Source organism: Leifsonia virtsii (assembly GCF_030433675.1).
Classification (GTDB): Bacteria; Actinomycetota; Actinomycetes; order Actinomycetales; family Microbacteriaceae; genus Leifsonia; species Leifsonia virtsii.
This window is the reverse complement of sequence record NZ_JAROCB010000001.1, coordinates 1016838-1031156: the sequence shown is the minus strand read 5'-3', so window position 1 is coordinate 1031156 and position 14319 is coordinate 1016838. Positions and strand designations below refer to the sequence as shown.

Here is a 14319-nt window from a genome sequence, read left to right as displayed (position 1 = left end):
CGGCGGTCCGCGGCACCCTTCTTTTCGGACTACGCTCGAAAATCGATCGGATCGACGATGATCCGGCACTGAACCCTGGATGCTCGAATGCTCGAAACCCTCGTCCTCCATCCCGCCCTCGACAGTTCCTGGATCAACTTCGACGTCAATGCGCTCGTCCAGAACTTCTGGAGCGCGACCTTCGACGGCCTGACCTTCGGCGCCGTCTACGGTCTGATCGCCGTCGGCTACACGCTCGTCTACGGCGTGCTCAACCTGATCAACTTCGCACACTCCGAAGTGTTCATCGTCGGCGCCTACGGCGTCGTCGTCACCCTCACCACGCTCGGCTTCGGCCCGAGCGCCCCCAACCTCAGTCCGGTCGCGATCATCGGCGACCTGATACTCGCGCTCCTCGTCGGCATGGTCGCGGCCGGCGGCACGGCGTGGATCCTGGAGCGCGTGGCCTACCGGCCGCTGCGCAAGAGGAACGCCCCTCGCCTCGTGTTCCTGATCACCGCGATCGGCGCGTCCTTCACGATCCAGTACCTGATCTTCCTGATCCGCGGCGCGAACGCGGAGCCGGCGGTCACGATGTTCATCCCGCAGCCGATCTTCGACGTCTTCGGCACCATCGTGAACAGCCAGCAGCTGATCATCGTGATCGCCTCCGTCATCCTGATGCTCGCGACCGACTGGTTCATCCGCCGCACCCGCACCGGGCGCGGCATCCGCGCCGTCGCGCAGGACCCGGACACGGCCACCCTGATGGGCGTGAACAAGGAGCGGATCATCCAGATCACCTTCATCACCGGCGGCATCCTCGCCGGTGCCGCCGCCCTGTTCTACGTGATGCTGGTGCCCTCCGGCGTCATCTACAACGGCGGATTCATCCTCGGCGTCAAGGCGTTCGCCGCGGCCGTCCTCGGCGGCATCGGGAACGTCCGAGGCGCACTGCTCGGCGGTCTGCTGCTCGGCGTGATCGGCAACTACGGCCAGATCCTGCTCGGCGACTCGCAGTGGACCGACGTCGTCGCCTTCGTCGTCCTGGTGCTGGTGCTGCTGGTCAAGCCCAGCGGCATCCTCGGCACCTCCCTCGGAAGGAGCCGCGCATGAGCATGACGGAAGGTCCCCGGGTCCTCCCCGACGGCCGCGAAGAGCAGGCCGTCGACGCGATGGAGGCCGGCCGCGGCAAGCGCGGCCATGGCCCGTTCCAGCAGCTCCGCGACCGCTGGAACAACCTGCCCCGCCCCATCCAGTGGGCATGGCTGCTGATCGTCGTCGCGCTGGCGTACGCGCTGCCGTACCTCAACTTCTTCCCGCTGAGCACGGCGCCGGGCAACGACTGGGCGCTCGCCTGCTTCTCGATGGCCGTCTACGCGCTCATCGCGATCGGCCTGAACGTGGTGGTGGGCTACGCCGGCCTGCTCGACCTCGGGTACGTCGCGTTCTTCGCGGTCGGTTCGTACACGGCAGCCATGCTGACCAGCCCCGACTCGCCGTTCCTCAAGATCCCGTACTTGTGGACGATCCCGGTCGCCATCGCGGTGACGATGACGTTCGGCATCATCCTCGGCGTCCCGACGCTGCGCCTCCGCGGCGACTACCTGGCGATCGTGACCCTCGGCTTCGGTGAGATCGTGCGCATCCTCGCCACGATCATCCCGGCGATGAAGGGCCAGGTCGGCTTCCAGAACGTCGGCCACCCGCCCGGGGAGAACGCGAACGGCGTCCCGATCTTCTCCAACTCCAACGGCGTGCCCTGGTACTGGCTCACCATCACGGTGATCATCGTCATCCTGCTGCTGGTCGGCAACCTGGAGCGCAGCCGCGTGGGCCGCGCCTGGGTGGCGATCCGCGAGGACGAGGACGCGGCGGAGATCATGGGGGTGCCCACCTTCAAGTACAAGGTGTGGGCGTTCGCGATCGGCGCGGGCGTCGGCGGTCTCTCGGGTGCGCTGTTCGCCGGTCAGGTCGGCTTCGTCAACAACCAGAAGTTCGACGTCCAGACCTCGATCCTGTTCCTCGCGGCCGTCGTCCTCGGCGGTGCGGGCAACAAGGTCGGCGCGATGCTGGGCGGCGCCATCGTCGCGTACATCCCGCTCCGGTTCACCGTGATCGCCGACTACAAGTACCTGATCTTCGGCATCGCGCTCGTGCTGATCATGATCTTCCGCTCGCAGGGCCTGTTCCCGGCGCGGCAGAAGCTGCTCGCATACGGGAGGCATGCGTACCGCCTGGTGACGGATGCGGCCAAGCGTCGGCCGACGACCGCCACGGGCGCGACGCCCGCGGTCAGCGGCGGAGCGCTCGACGAAGGATCACTCGACGGTGACGGCGCGAAGGGAGGCGCACGATGACGGATGCACGGAACACCGCTCCGGAGCAGGAGCCGGTCCTCGGCGCGAACGAGGACGAACTGGAGGCCGCAGGCGTGGACCTGACGGTCGCCGAGGCCGCAGCGCCGGACCGCGAGATCGCGGTCGAGGTCGGGGAGAACATCGTGGAGGTGCGCAACCTGACCGTCAAGTTCGGCGGTCTGACGGCGCTCGACGACGTGACCTTCGACATCAAGCGCGGCGAGATCCTGGGCCTGATCGGCCCGAACGGAGCGGGCAAGACCACCTGCTTCAACGCCATGACGGGCGTGTACAAGCCGACGAGCGGCGACGTGCTGCTGGAGGGCGCGACGATCAAGGGCCGCAAGCAGCACCAGATCACCCGCATGGGCCTGTCGCGCACATTCCAGAACATCCGCCTGTTCGGCGAGATGACCGCCCTGGAGAACGTGGTCGTCGGCCTGGACGCGCGGCACCGCACGTCCGTGCCGGGCGCGCTGCTGCGTCTGCCGCGGCACCAGCGCGAGGAGAAGTCCTCGATCGACCGCGGGATGGCGCTGCTGGAGTTCGTCGGCATCGCCGACCACGCGGGGTCCCTGTCGCGGTCGCTCCCATACGGCTATCAGCGCCGGCTGGAGATCGCGCGGGCGCTCGCCACGGACCCGAAGGTGCTCTGCCTGGACGAGCCGGCCGCCGGCTTCAACCCGGCGGAGAAGGAGGAGCTGATGGAGCTCATCCGCACCATCCGCGCCGACGGGTACACCGTGCTGCTGATCGAACACGACATGAAGCTGGTCATGGGCGTGACCGACCGGATCGTGGTGCTGGAGTTCGGGCGCAAGATCGCCGACGCCAGCCCGGAGGAGATCCGGAACGACCCGAAAGTGATCGCCGCCTACCTCGGGGAGCCCGAAGATGACGTTGCTTGAGCTGAAGAACATCAGCGTGTCCTACGGCCGCATCGAGGCCATCCACGACATGTCCTTCTCCGTGGAGGAGGGCGAGATCGTCAGCCTCATCGGGGCGAACGGCGCCGGCAAGTCGACGACCATGAAGACGATCTCGGGCATCCTGAACCCGTCGAAGGGGTCGATCCTGTTCGACGGCGAGGACATCACCAAGATGAAGGCGCACATCCGCGTGGTCCGCGGGATCTCGCAGGCGCCGGAGGGCCGGGGGATCTTCCCCGGCATGACGGTGATGGAGAACCTGGACATGGGCGCGTTCGGTCGGAAGGACCGCTCCAAGATGGGCGAGGACTTCGACCGGGTGTTCGCCCTGTTCCCGAGGCTCGCCGAGCGCAAGACGCAGGTCGGCGGCACCATGTCGGGCGGCGAGCAGCAGATGCTCGCGATCGGCCGCGCGCTGATGTCGAACCCGCGCCTGCTGCTCCTGGACGAGCCGTCGATGGGTCTCGCGCCGCAGTTCATCCGGCAGATCTTCACGATCGTCACCGAGATCAACAAGCAGGGCACCACGGTGCTGCTCGTGGAGCAGAACGCCAACCAGGCGCTGGCCCGCGCGCATCGCGCGTTCGTGCTGGAGACCGGGGTCATCACCCGGGCCGGCACCGGACGCGAGCTGCTCGCCGACCCGGCGATCAAGGAGGCCTACCTGGGCGTCGCGTGACGTCTGCATTGCCTTCATAGAGTGCGCCGGCCCGTCACGGGCCGGCGCACTTCTGCGTCAGAAGGGTATGACGGTCTCATTCTCGTCGGCTACGATTAGTGAATTCGCTAATCGAAGGACGCCGACCATGCAGCTCAACGGACAGCTCAAGAAGGCGCGCGAACAGGCGGGGTGGACGCAGAAAGACGTCGCCGCCCGTTCCGGCATCGCTCACAGCGCGATCTCCCGCTACGAGAGCGGGAAGGCCGGCGTCACCACGGGGACGCTCGAGACCCTGGCCGACAGCCTCGGCGTGACCCTGATCGCGGTCCCCGGCCGGATCAACGCGGCGGCCGATGTGGCCCAGTTCATCCGCGCTCAGCTGGCCGACGGAGACACGGCGACGGCGTTCCGTGCGCTCATCCAGTTCTCGGACGACCTGCGCGCCGGCGACTCCTTCCGGATCGCCCTCACCCTCGCCGTCGAGCCCGACCCGACGGGTGACCCGCATTTCGACGCCGCCATCGCGGGGCTAGCGGAGCTTCGACTCCGCGAGCTGGGGCTGGAGAGCCCGGCATGGGTGACGGCGGAGGGGCGGTACGCGCCGATCGCGGAGGAGTCGCTCGGGTACCGGTGGTACGTGCGCCACTACGACGACACCGATCCGATCCTGATCGAGCACGGCGTGATCCTGCCGCGTGAGACCCTCGCGAGTGTCTGATGGCCGGTGACCGGATCCTCACCGAGGATGACATCATCTGGGGTCTCGAGCAGATCCGCGATGGCCTGGCTGCTCACGGCGAGCACGGCACCCTCAAGATCATCGGCGGCTCGGCGATGATCCTCGGCGGCCACGCGGAGCGCCGGTCCACCGTGGATATCGACGCGGTCGTCCTGCTTCCTGAGGATGTCATCGGCCGAATCGCCGCCCGTGTCGCTCAGCAGCGTGGATGGCCGACCAACTGGATCAACCTCGAAGCCCAGGGGCTGTATCCCGCGTACTCCGGACGGCCGCTCTGGGAGGCGAGTCCGCAGCTGTCCCACGGTGCATTGACGGTGGAGCTTGCGACGCAGGAAGCGCTTCTCGCCATGAAGCTCAACGCTTCTCGCGCGGGGCGCGACGATGACGACATCCGGGCCCTGATGACGGCCTGCGGAATCGAGACCATCGTCAACGCGGACGACCATTTCGCTGACTACTTCCGCGGAGAGTCGCTTCCCGACAAGGCGGTGATGCTCCTCCGAACGCTCGGGTATCCGGACGGGCATCCCAGTTTCTACAGCAACGTCCCGAGGGATACCTCGTTGCTGGAGCGGCGTTCCGGCGCGGCGCGGCAGTGAACGTCCGGTAAATTCGCCTGCGTGTACTTGAAGAGTCTGACGCTCAAAGGCTTCAAGTCGTTCGCGCAGCCGACGACGTTCGCCTTCGAGCCGGGCGTCACCTGCGTGGTCGGGCCGAACGGGTCCGGCAAGTCGAACGTGGTGGACGCCCTCGCCTGGGTGATGGGCGAGCAGGGCGCCAAGACGCTGCGCGGCGGCAAGATGGAGGACGTCATCTTCGCCGGCACCGCCACCCGCGGCCCGCTCGGCCGCGCCGAGGTGCAGCTGACCATCGACAACTCCGACGGCGCGCTGCCGATCGAGTACTCCGAGGTGACCATCTCGCGCACGCTGTTCCGCAACGGCGGAAGCGAGTACGCCATCAACGGGCAGTCCTGCCGGCTCCTGGATGTGCAGGAGCTGCTGAGCGACTCCGGCCTCGGCCGCGAGATGCACGTCATCGTCGGACAGGGCCAGCTCGACGCGGTGCTGCACGCCAGCCCGGAGGAGCGCCGCGGCTTCATCGAGGAGGCCGCCGGCATCCTGAAGCACCGCCGCCGCAAGGAGAAGACCCTTCGCAAGCTGGAGGCGATGCAGACCAACCTGACCCGCCTGAGCGATCTGGCGGGGGAGGTGCGCCGCCAGCTGAAGCCCCTCGGCCACCAGGCGGAGATCGCGCGGGAGGCGCAGTCCATCGCCGCGATCGTGCGCGACGCGCGCGCCCGTCTGCTGGCCGACGAGGTGGTCACCCTTCGGCGCACCCTCGACGACCACAGCCGCACCGAGGCGGAACGGCACAGCGAGCAGATCGTGCTGCAGGAGCAGTTGGAGCAGAAGCAGCTGCGCCGTACCCGCCTGGAGCAGGCGCAGGTCGGCGACGCGGTGGACACCGCCCGCAGCACCGCGTTCGCCCTCGAGTCGGTGCAGGAGCGGCTGCGCGGGCTCTTCACCCTCGCCAACCAGCGGGTCGCGCTGCTCGGCAGCCAGGGCGACGCTCCTGACTCGGGCCCCAGCGTCACCCCGCAGAACGTTCAGGACGCCCGGGACGAGGTCGAGCGCCTGCGCGGCGTCGTCGTGGAGGCGGAGACCGCCTGGACGGCGGCACAGGCGGCGACGAGGAACGCCCGCGCCCGGCTCGACGCGGTCGACGAGGAGATCGCCGCCCAGAGCGCCCTCGTCTCCCGCCACGACCTGGAGATCTCGAAGCTGAACGGCCAGGCCGACGCCGCCGCGCAGCGGCTCGCCGCGGTCCGGGGCGAGGTGCTCCGCCAGCAGAACGCGCTCGACGCCGCCACCGAGCGTCGCGAGCGCGCCCGCGCCGACTTCGCCGCCCGCGAGGCCGAGGCCGCGCTCTCCGATGTGGGCGAGGGCGACCTCGACGAGGCGTACGAGCTGGCGCAGGCGACCGTCTTCGAGGCGGAGGCCGAGATCGAGCGGCTGCGCGAGGAACTGCACACGTTCGAGCGCGAGCGGGACGCCCTGGCCGCCCGCACCAGCGCTCTGTCGCTCGCCCTCGACCAGAAGGACGGCTCCGCCGCACTGGTCTCCGCGCGGCTCTCCGGCGTGCGGGGCCTCGTGGCCGAGCACGTCCGCGTGCACCCGGGCTTCGAGGCCGCGATCGCCGCAGCCCTCGGGACGCTCGCCGACGCCGTGCTGGCCGACGACCGCGACTCCGCGATGGCGGCGGTCGCGCACGCGGCGGCCGACGACCTGGGCCGGGTGGAGGTCGTCGTCGCCGATGCTCCCGCCGCCGGTGTCGACCTGACCGGCGTCGCGGGCGTCGTGCCCGCCACGAGCGTGGTGGACGCGCCGGACGGCGTGCGCGGCATCCTCGCCTTCACCGCCATCGCCGACGACGTGGAGGCCGCACGCCGCGCCTTCGACGCGTTCCGTGGCCGCGGCCTCGGCGTTCCCGTCACGATCATCACCCGCGACGGCGACGTGCTGAGCGAGCACGTGCTGCGGGGCGGGTCCGGCGCGAAGCAGAGCCGCATCGAGCTGATCGCCGACCGCGAGGCCGCGCAGGAGCGGCTCAGCGAGGTGACCTCCCTCATCGACCGGGCGACGTTCGCCCTCGCGGAACAGCGCGGTGTGCTGCAGGTCGCCAAGGAGCAGTCGCAGGCGGCGCTCGCCACCCTCCGGGAGTTCGACGCAAAGCTCGCCGCGCAGACCGAGCAGCTGAACCGCCTGAAGGTGCAGCTGGAGGCGTCGGAAGCGGAGTCCGACCGGCTCAACCGTGCGCTCGAGCAGGCGTCGGAGCGGGTCACCGAGGCCGAGCAGGCCGCCGAGAAGGCGAAGGCGGAGCTGGAGGCGGCACGATCGCGTCCCCGTCCCATCCTGGATGTGAGCGCCCGCGACGCCCTGTCGGCCGAACTCGACGCCGCGCGCGAGGCGGAGGTGGAGGTGCGCTTGTCGGTCGAGACCGCGAAGGAGCGCGTCCGCGCAGAGCAGGCGCGCGGCGAGGCGCTCGCCCGCCGGCTGGAGGCCGAGCGCGCCGCCGCGGAGGAGGCGGCCAGGCGCGCCGTCATCCGCCGCCGCCAGCTGGACGCCGCCCAGAGCGTCATCGCCGCCCTCCCCGCCGTGCTGGCCTCCGCCGATCGGTCGGTGGCGCAGGCGCGGCTGGAGCTCGCCGCGGCCGAGGCGGAGCGCGCAAGCCAGAACGAGGAGCTCGCCACCCTCCGCCGGGACGAGAACGCCGTGCGCGAGCGCCTGCAGGCGATCACCGAGTCGGTGCACGGGCTGGAGCTGCAGATCTACGAGAAGAAGCTGCACCTCTCCAGCCTGCTGGAGCGCGCGGGGAGCGAGCTGGGTCTGGTCGAGGACGTGCTGGTCGCGGAGTACGGCCCGGAGGTCCCCGTCCCGGTCGACCGGCGGCGCGAGGAGATCGAGGCGGCGGAGGCCGCAGAGGCTGCAGGCGAGGCGGAGGAGGAGCGGGAGGTCGAGACCGTCCCGTTCTCCCGCGAGCAGCAGCAGAAGCGCCTGGCGTCGGCCGAGCGCAAGCTCTCCCAGCTCGGCCGGGTGAACCCGCTGGCGCTGGAGGAGTTCGCCGCGCTGGAGCAGCGGCACAAGTTCCTCACCGAGCAGCTCACGGATCTGACCAACACCCGCAAAGACCTGCTCACGATCATCGAGGACATCGACGAGCGGATGCAGACCATCTTCGAGTCGGCCTTCGCCGACACCGAGGCGGCCTTCACCCGCGTGTTCCCCATCCTGTTCCCCGGCGGGCAGGGCAGCATCCGGCTGACGAACCCGGACGACCTGCTCACCACCGGGATCGAGGTGACGGTGAAGCCTGCGGGCAAGAAGATCGAGCGGCTCTCGCTGCTGTCCGGCGGGGAGCGGTCGCTCGCCGCGGTCGCCCTGCTGATCGCGATCTTCAAGGCGCGCCCCAGCCCGTTCTACATCATGGACGAGGTGGAGGCGGCGCTCGACGACGCCAACCTGGGCCGGCTGCTCACGATCTTCGAGGACCTCCGCGAGAGCAGCCAGCTCATCGTCATCACGCACCAGAAGCGGACGATGGAGATCGCCGACGCCCTCTACGGCGTCTCGATGCGCCAGGACGGCGTCTCGGCCGTCGTCGGCCAGCGCGTGGCGCAGGAGCAGGCCGGCTGAGGCCGGAGGCGCCCGCTGCTCACCACTCGATCGCGTCCAGCGCCTCGTCCAGGCCGTCCAGCTTCTCCTCCGCGCGCCGGTCGCAGTCGGCGGCGAGCATCGCGATTCCCGCGGTGGCTGACGGGCTGAGCCCGCGGCCGGCGGTGTGCTCGCGCAGGTGCCGCCCGAGCAGCACCAGGTCGCGGTGGTCGCCCAGCCGGTCGTGCACCGTCTCCGCTGCGGCGGCGAGCCGCACGGCCGATCGCCCGCGGTCGTCGATGACGGCCTCCGCGGCGTAGCGGAGGCGGCGGGCGGCCTTCCGCAGCTCGTGCCGCTGCTCCAGGGTGATGCCGGTGTTCCGGCGCACGCGCTCGACGGCCTTCGCCAGGCCCTTCCGCGTGACGCGCCCGGGATGCCTGCGTCCGGCCTTCGCCAGCGGAGGGTCGGCGGCGAACCGCTGCAGGTCGGCCAGGAGCACGCGGTGGCTCCGGCCGCGCAGGTGCGAGAGCAGCTCGGCGAGCGCCCGGTCGTGGGCGGCACGCGACTCGGCGGCCAGCGCCTCCACCGCGTCCACGAGCTCGGGGGAGGACTCGGCCTGCAGCAGATCCTCGAGGTCGCGGCTGCGCACCTCCAGGTCGCGGACGGCGCCGAGCCGCTCGCCCAGCCGGGTCAGGCGGTCGCGCATCCTGCGCGCCTCCTCGCGGTCGAACGCCTTCTTGTAGACGCTCAGGATGCTGCGCAACCGCCGCACGCGCGTGCGCGCCTGGTGCACGGCATCCTCGCCTCCCGTCTCGATCGCGACCAGCTGCTCGGCCAGCTCCGCGGAGACCCCCACCAGTGCGTACACGAGCACACCGTACATCCGCGGCTAGTCTGAGTGTCATGGCTGACCGCACCCCCTGGTCTCTGTCGGGCGCCCTCCGCGGGCTGTTCGCGAAGAAGACCATCGACGACGACACCTGGGACGACCTGGAGACCGCGCTGATCACGGCCGACTTCGGTCCCGATGTCACCGAGGCCGTCGTCGACGACCTCCGCGCCAAGGTCGAGCGCTATCACACGACCGACCCCGCCGACCTGCAGCGGATGCTGCGGGAGACGATGGAGGAGCGGCTGTCGAAGCTCGACACGACGCTGAAGCTGAGCGACCGGCCGGCGATCGTGCTGGTGGTCGGGGTGAACGGCGTCGGCAAGACCACGACGATCGGCAAGTTCGCCAAGTTCCTGCGCACGTACGACCGGTCGGTGGTGGTCGGGGCCGCCGACACGTTCCGTGCGGCGGCCGTCGAGCAGCTGGCCACCTGGGCGGAGCGTGCGGGTGCCGAGATCGTGCGGCCGCAGCAGCAGGGGCAGGACCCGGCGTCCGTCGCCTTCCAGACGGTCGAGAAGGCCAAGCGCGACGGCACGGAGATCGTCATCATCGACACCGCGGGCCGGCTGCAGACCAAGGGCGGCCTCATGGACGAGCTGTCCAAGATCAAGCGCGTCGTCGAGAAGCAGGCGCCCATCGCCGAGGTGCTGCTCGTGCTCGACGCGACGACCGGCCAGAACGGGCTCGCGCAGGCCGAGGCCTTCCTGGAGCACGCGGGCGTGACGGGACTCGTCCTGACCAAGCTCGACGGCTCCGCGAAGGGCGGCTTCGTGCTGGCGGTGCAGGAGCGCACCGGCATCCCGATCAAGCTCGTCGGGCAGGGCGAGGGCATCAACGACCTGACCGGCTTCACGCCGCACGTGTTCGCGCAGCAGCTGGTCGGATAGGGGGGTTCCGATGGCGATCGAGCACGATTTCTTCGGCATCATCGACGAGACCGCGAGCGGCGGTCTCGCCTGGGACGACACGGTCGAGCTGGGCGACCAGGCGGTCGCGGTCGAGCTGCTGGCCGACGACGAGTCCGGCGTCCCGGAGTTCGCTCTGGATGCCGCGGCGGCACTCATCCAGGCGCTGGAGGGGTTCGACGCCCGGGCCAGGGACGCGCTGGTCGCCGAGCTGAGCTCGCGGCAGTCGGCCACGACGAGCTACATCGACGAGCACGTGGACAAGCTGGGCGACAGCCTGGTCGACCTGCTGGTCTACAACTCCGGCGACATCGCCATCGACGTGCTGCGGTCGCTTCAGTTGCTGACCGTCGTCATCCAGGCCGACCACGCCGACGAGGACGAGGTGTTCGCGACCTTCGACTACTCGATCGCGCCGGACGAGTCGGATGCGCTGCTCACGGTGTCGTTCGACGTGCGCGGCGACGTCGTGAACGTGGAGACCCAGTCCTGACCGGTCTGCCGTGCACGGCGCTCCACCAGCCGTGCCCGGTAGAATGAGAAGATCATGGCTACTTTCGGCACGCTGTCCGACCGTCTTGCGGACACCTTCAAGAACCTGCGCACCAAGGGCAAGCTGTCGCCGTCCGACGTCGACGGCACCGTGCGGGAGATCCGCCGGGCCCTGCTCGATGCCGACGTCGCGCTCCCTGTGGTCAAGGACTTCACCGCGAAGGTGCGCGAGCGCGCGCTGAGCGACGAGGTGAACAAGGCCCTCAACCCGGCGCAGCAGGTCGTGCAGATCGTCAACGAGGAGCTCGTCGCCATCCTCGGCGGCCAGCAGCGCCGGCTGGAGTTCGCCAAGCGTCCGCCGACGGTCATCATGCTCGCCGGCCTCCAGGGTGCGGGCAAGACGACGCTCGCCGGGAAGCTCGGCAAGTGGCTCGCGAAGGACGGCCACACGCCGCTCCTGGTGGCCGCCGACCTCCAGCGCCCCAACGCCGTCACGCAGCTGCAGGTCGTCGGCGAGCAGGCCGGTGTCGCCGTGTTCGCGCCGGAGCCGGGCAACGGCGTCGGCAACCCGGTGAAGGTCGCGAAGGACGCGATGAAGTTCGCCGAGACCAAGCAGTACGACACGGTCGTCATCGACACCGCGGGCCGGCTCGGCGTCGACGCCGAGCTGATGAAGCAGGCGGCCGACATCCGCAAGGCGACCGACCCCGACGAGGTGCTGTTCGTCATCGACGCGATGATCGGTCAAGACGCGGTGGCGACCGCGAAGGCGTTCCAGGACGGCGTGGACTTCACCGGCGTCGTGCTCTCCAAGCTCGACGGCGACGCCCGAGGCGGCGCAGCACTGTCGGTCGCGTCCGTGACCGGCCGCCCGATCATCTTCGCGTCCACCGGCGAGGGGCTGGACGACTTCGAGCCGTTCCACCCGGACCGCATGGCGTCGCGCATCCTCGACCTCGGCGACATCCTCACCCTCATCGAGCAGGCCCAGGAGGCCTTCGACGAGGAGGAGGCGCGCAAGGTCGCCGAGAAGTTCGCGACCGACAGCTTCACGCTCGACGACTTCCTCAAGCAGATGCAGCAGCTGCGCAACATGGGCTCCATCAAGAAGATGATGGGGATGCTGCCGGGCGCCGGCCAGATGAAGCAGCAGCTCGACAACTTCGACGAGAAGGAGATCGTGCGCACGGAGGCGATCATCCAGTCGATGACGAAGTCCGAGCGCACCAACCCCAAGCTGCTGAACGGCTCCCGTCGCCTGCGCATCGCCAAGGGCTCCGGAACGACCGTCACCGAGGTGAACCAGCTCGTCACCCGCTTCGAGCAGGCCGCCAAGATGATGAAGACGGTCGCGAAGGGCGGCGTGCCGAACGTGCCGGGCATGGGCCCGATCCCGGGTGCCTCCTACGCCGGGCGCAAGCAGCAGAAGAACAAGAAGAAGGGCGGCTCGCGCTCGGGCAACCCGGCGAAGCGGGCGGCGGAGAACGCGGCCCTCGCGGCCGGTGTGAAGCCGGCCGGAGCCCCGGGCGGCGGCAGCGGCTTCGGTCTCGGTTCGGGCGGCGGCGCGAAGGACGGCGGCCCTTCCGAGGACGAGATGGCCGCGCTGCAGAAGTTCCTGGGCCGCTAGGGCGCCAGGTCGCTAGGGCGCCAGGTCGCTGGCCGGAGCCTGCTAGAGCGCCAGGTCGAGCGGCCGCAGCTTCGACTCGATCGTGTGCGCCACGACCTTCTGCCCTGCCGCGTTCGGGTGGATGCCGTCGGCCTGCACCAGCTCCGGGTGGCCCACCAGCGGGAAGCCGATGTCCAGCCAGGTGCCGTTCACGTCGCGCACCGCATCCCCGACGATCCCGTCGACGCGCGTCATGGTCGCGGGCGGCTGGTCGGATCCCCAGATGCCCGTGATGCCGACGATCGTCGCCTTCGGGAACCGCTCGCGGAGCTCGCGCAGCATCCGGTCGGCGTTGGCGGTCACCGCGGCGGGGTCCTGCTCGCGGTCGTTGCGGGTGGCGGCAAGGAGGATGACCTGCGGGTGGAGGCGGAGGGCGGCGTCCACCTGCTGACGGTACGTGGAGCCGTTCCAGCCCGGCTTCACGAAGCCCGAGCCCGACACCGCGAGGTCGGTGAGGCGCCAGCCGTGGGCGGCGGAGACGAGCGCGGGCCAGGCCTCCGCCGGGGTCACGCCTTTCCCGAAGGCGATCGAGTCGCCGATGGCGACCGCGTCGACCGTGGCCGTGCTTCCGGCGGCGGTGCCGGCGACGGGGGCTGCGACGTCGCTCGACTGCGCGGCGACGGGGTGCGCCGCCGGCGCGGCGGAGCAGCCCGCGAGGGCCAGCAGCGAGGCCGTCAGAGCGGCGGTGGCGACGAGGGGGAGCCGCGTTGCGAGGCGTCGGGTACGGGTGCGCACGGAAGCGACGCTACGGCCTCGAAGCTGCGAACAGCCTGTGACTGGCTTCCGGGAGTGTCGGCGGGGTGGTAACCGCCGTGAGTCACCCGCGGGCGAGCATCGCGGCGACCTTCTCCGCGACAGCCGTCGCGACCTCCTCCTGGCCGTCGACGGTGGGGTGCTTGCTGTCGATGAGCAACTCCGGATGGCCGGTGAACGGCTGGCCGATGTCCACCCACGAACCGCCCACGTCGAGGACGGCGGCGCGGACCGTCGCGCGGACGGAGCCGAGCTGGGCAGTGGGGGCGTCGGCGCCCCAGATCGGGCTGACGCCGATGATGCGGGCGTCCGGGAGTGCGGCGCGAAGGCGTTCGAGAGCGGAGGTGGCGGCGGCCTTCAGGGTCGCGGGAGGCGCATCCGCATCGTTGCGGGTCGCCGCCACCACCACGATGTCGGGTCGCAGCCGGATGACGGCGCTGACCTGGTCGTCGAAGGTGTGCGAGCTTCCGCCCTTGCGCGTGAAGCCGGAGGCGCTGTCGGCCAGGTCGGTGAGGTCCCAGCCCAGTCGCTTGGCGACCAGGAGCGGCCACGCGTCGTCGGCAGGCACCCCATAGCCGATGGCGATCGAGTCGCCGATCGCCGCCGCCGTCGGCGGACGCGACTCCGGCGTCGTGGTGGCGGTCGGCTGCGCCGCCTGGCCGCCGGCGGCCGTGCACCCCACCGTCGACAGCGCGAGCGCGCCGGCGAGGAGGGCCGTGGCGACACGGTGGCGGGGGCGTCGGTTCGTCACGCCCCACAGCATATGCACGCATTCTTGGAGGCCGCCGG

At 70.3% G+C, this 14319-nt stretch carries 13 protein-coding genes; 10 read left to right on the top strand and 3 right to left on the bottom strand.

Going from position 1 to position 14319, the window contains the following annotated elements; all coding sequences use genetic code 11:
• Positions 1 to 87 precede the first annotated feature (87 nt).
• The 7 genes from P5G59_RS04995 to smc all read left to right on the top strand — a co-directional run bounded on the left by P5G59_RS04995 (position 88) and on the right by smc (position 8864).
• Positions 88 to 1095, top strand: coding sequence for a branched-chain amino acid ABC transporter permease (locus tag P5G59_RS04995; protein WP_301216584.1), 1008 nt, complete (start codon positions 88 to 90; stop codon positions 1093 to 1095).
• The gene (locus P5G59_RS04990; RefSeq protein WP_301216582.1) at positions 1092 to 2339 is read left to right on the top strand and encodes a branched-chain amino acid ABC transporter permease; all 1248 of its coding nucleotides are present in this window, start codon (positions 1092 to 1094) and stop codon (positions 2337 to 2339) included. Before P5G59_RS04995 ends, P5G59_RS04990 begins: the two co-directional genes overlap by 4 nt.
• The gene (locus P5G59_RS04985) at positions 2336 to 3247 is read left to right on the top strand and encodes an ABC transporter ATP-binding protein (RefSeq protein ID WP_301216580.1); all 912 of its coding nucleotides are present in this window, start codon (positions 2336 to 2338) and stop codon (positions 3245 to 3247) included. Before P5G59_RS04990 ends, P5G59_RS04985 begins: the two co-directional genes overlap by 4 nt.
• On the top strand, positions 3234 to 3947 hold the full coding sequence (locus P5G59_RS04980) for an ABC transporter ATP-binding protein (RefSeq protein WP_175337458.1): 714 nt from the start codon (positions 3234 to 3236) through the stop codon (positions 3945 to 3947). The genes P5G59_RS04985 and P5G59_RS04980 overlap by 14 nt, the downstream gene beginning before the upstream one ends.
• Positions 3948 to 4074: 127 nt before the next feature.
• Positions 4075 to 4647, top strand: a complete 573-nt coding sequence (locus tag P5G59_RS04975; protein ID WP_301216577.1) for a helix-turn-helix domain-containing protein — start codon at positions 4075 to 4077, stop codon at positions 4645 to 4647.
• A complete protein-coding gene (locus P5G59_RS04970) occupies positions 4647 to 5267 on the top strand; it encodes a hypothetical protein (RefSeq protein ID WP_301216575.1) in 621 nt (206 codons plus the stop codon). The genes P5G59_RS04975 and P5G59_RS04970 overlap by 1 nt, the downstream gene beginning before the upstream one ends.
• 21 nt (positions 5268 to 5288) lie before the next feature.
• Positions 5289 to 8864 (top strand): chromosome segregation protein SMC, encoded by a 3576-nt coding sequence (gene smc / locus P5G59_RS04965; RefSeq protein WP_301216573.1) that lies wholly within the window; start codon positions 5289 to 5291, stop codon positions 8862 to 8864.
• A gap of 19 nt (positions 8865 to 8883) precedes the next feature.
• On the opposite strand, the gene P5G59_RS04960 is transcribed toward smc, so the two are convergent.
• Positions 8884 to 9690: a CHAD domain-containing protein gene (locus P5G59_RS04960; protein ID WP_301216571.1), complete on the bottom strand. Its 807-nt coding sequence runs from the start codon at positions 9688 to 9690 to the stop codon at positions 8884 to 8886.
• Between the two features lie 35 nt (positions 9691 to 9725).
• On the opposite strand from P5G59_RS04960, the gene ftsY reads away from it, so the two are divergent.
• From ftsY to ffh, 3 genes are read left to right on the top strand one after another with little or no spacing between them, the layout of a single operon-like run.
• Positions 9726 to 10601 (top strand): signal recognition particle-docking protein FtsY, encoded by an 876-nt coding sequence (gene ftsY / locus P5G59_RS04955; RefSeq protein ID WP_175337453.1) that lies wholly within the window; start codon positions 9726 to 9728, stop codon positions 10599 to 10601.
• Between the two features lie 10 nt (positions 10602 to 10611).
• On the top strand, positions 10612 to 11112 hold the full coding sequence (locus P5G59_RS04950) for a DUF2004 domain-containing protein (protein ID WP_301216569.1): 501 nt from the start codon (positions 10612 to 10614) through the stop codon (positions 11110 to 11112).
• Positions 11113 to 11166: 54 nt separating this feature from the next.
• On the top strand, positions 11167 to 12738 hold the full coding sequence (gene ffh, locus P5G59_RS04945; protein ID WP_301216567.1) for a signal recognition particle protein: 1572 nt from the start codon (positions 11167 to 11169) through the stop codon (positions 12736 to 12738).
• A 42-nt stretch (positions 12739 to 12780) separates the two neighbouring features.
• Here the strand turns inward: ffh and P5G59_RS04940 are convergent, their stop codons facing one another.
• Positions 12781 to 13512 (bottom strand): SGNH/GDSL hydrolase family protein, encoded by a 732-nt coding sequence (locus tag P5G59_RS04940; RefSeq protein ID WP_301216566.1) that lies wholly within the window; start codon positions 13510 to 13512, stop codon positions 12781 to 12783.
• A gap of 82 nt (positions 13513 to 13594) precedes the next feature.
• On the bottom strand, positions 13595 to 14281 hold the full coding sequence (locus tag P5G59_RS04935) for an SGNH/GDSL hydrolase family protein (protein ID WP_301216564.1): 687 nt from the start codon (positions 14279 to 14281) through the stop codon (positions 13595 to 13597).
• Between the last annotated feature and the right edge of the window lie 38 nt (positions 14282 to 14319).

Bases quoted from the DNA above. Each gene is read 5' to 3' on its own strand.
- ftsY (WP_175337453.1), top strand. From the start codon at position 9,726: ATGGCTGACCGCACCCCCTGGTCTCTGTCGGGCGCCCTCCGCGGGCTG.
- P5G59_RS04985 (WP_301216580.1), top strand. From the start codon at position 2,336: ATGACGGATGCACGGAACACCGCTCCGGAGCAGGAGCCGGTCCTCGGC.
- P5G59_RS04975 (WP_301216577.1), top strand. From the start codon at position 4,075: ATGCAGCTCAACGGACAGCTCAAGAAGGCGCGCGAACAGGCGGGGTGG.
- P5G59_RS04995 (WP_301216584.1), top strand. From the start codon at position 88: ATGCTCGAAACCCTCGTCCTCCATCCCGCCCTCGACAGTTCCTGGATC.
- P5G59_RS04980 (WP_175337458.1), top strand. From the start codon at position 3,234: ATGACGTTGCTTGAGCTGAAGAACATCAGCGTGTCCTACGGCCGCATC.
- P5G59_RS04970 (WP_301216575.1), top strand. From the start codon at position 4,647: ATGGCCGGTGACCGGATCCTCACCGAGGATGACATCATCTGGGGTCTC.
- P5G59_RS04990 (WP_301216582.1), top strand. From the start codon at position 1,092: ATGAGCATGACGGAAGGTCCCCGGGTCCTCCCCGACGGCCGCGAAGAG.
- ffh (WP_301216567.1), top strand. From the start codon at position 11,167: ATGGCTACTTTCGGCACGCTGTCCGACCGTCTTGCGGACACCTTCAAG.
- P5G59_RS04950 (WP_301216569.1), top strand. From the start codon at position 10,612: ATGGCGATCGAGCACGATTTCTTCGGCATCATCGACGAGACCGCGAGC.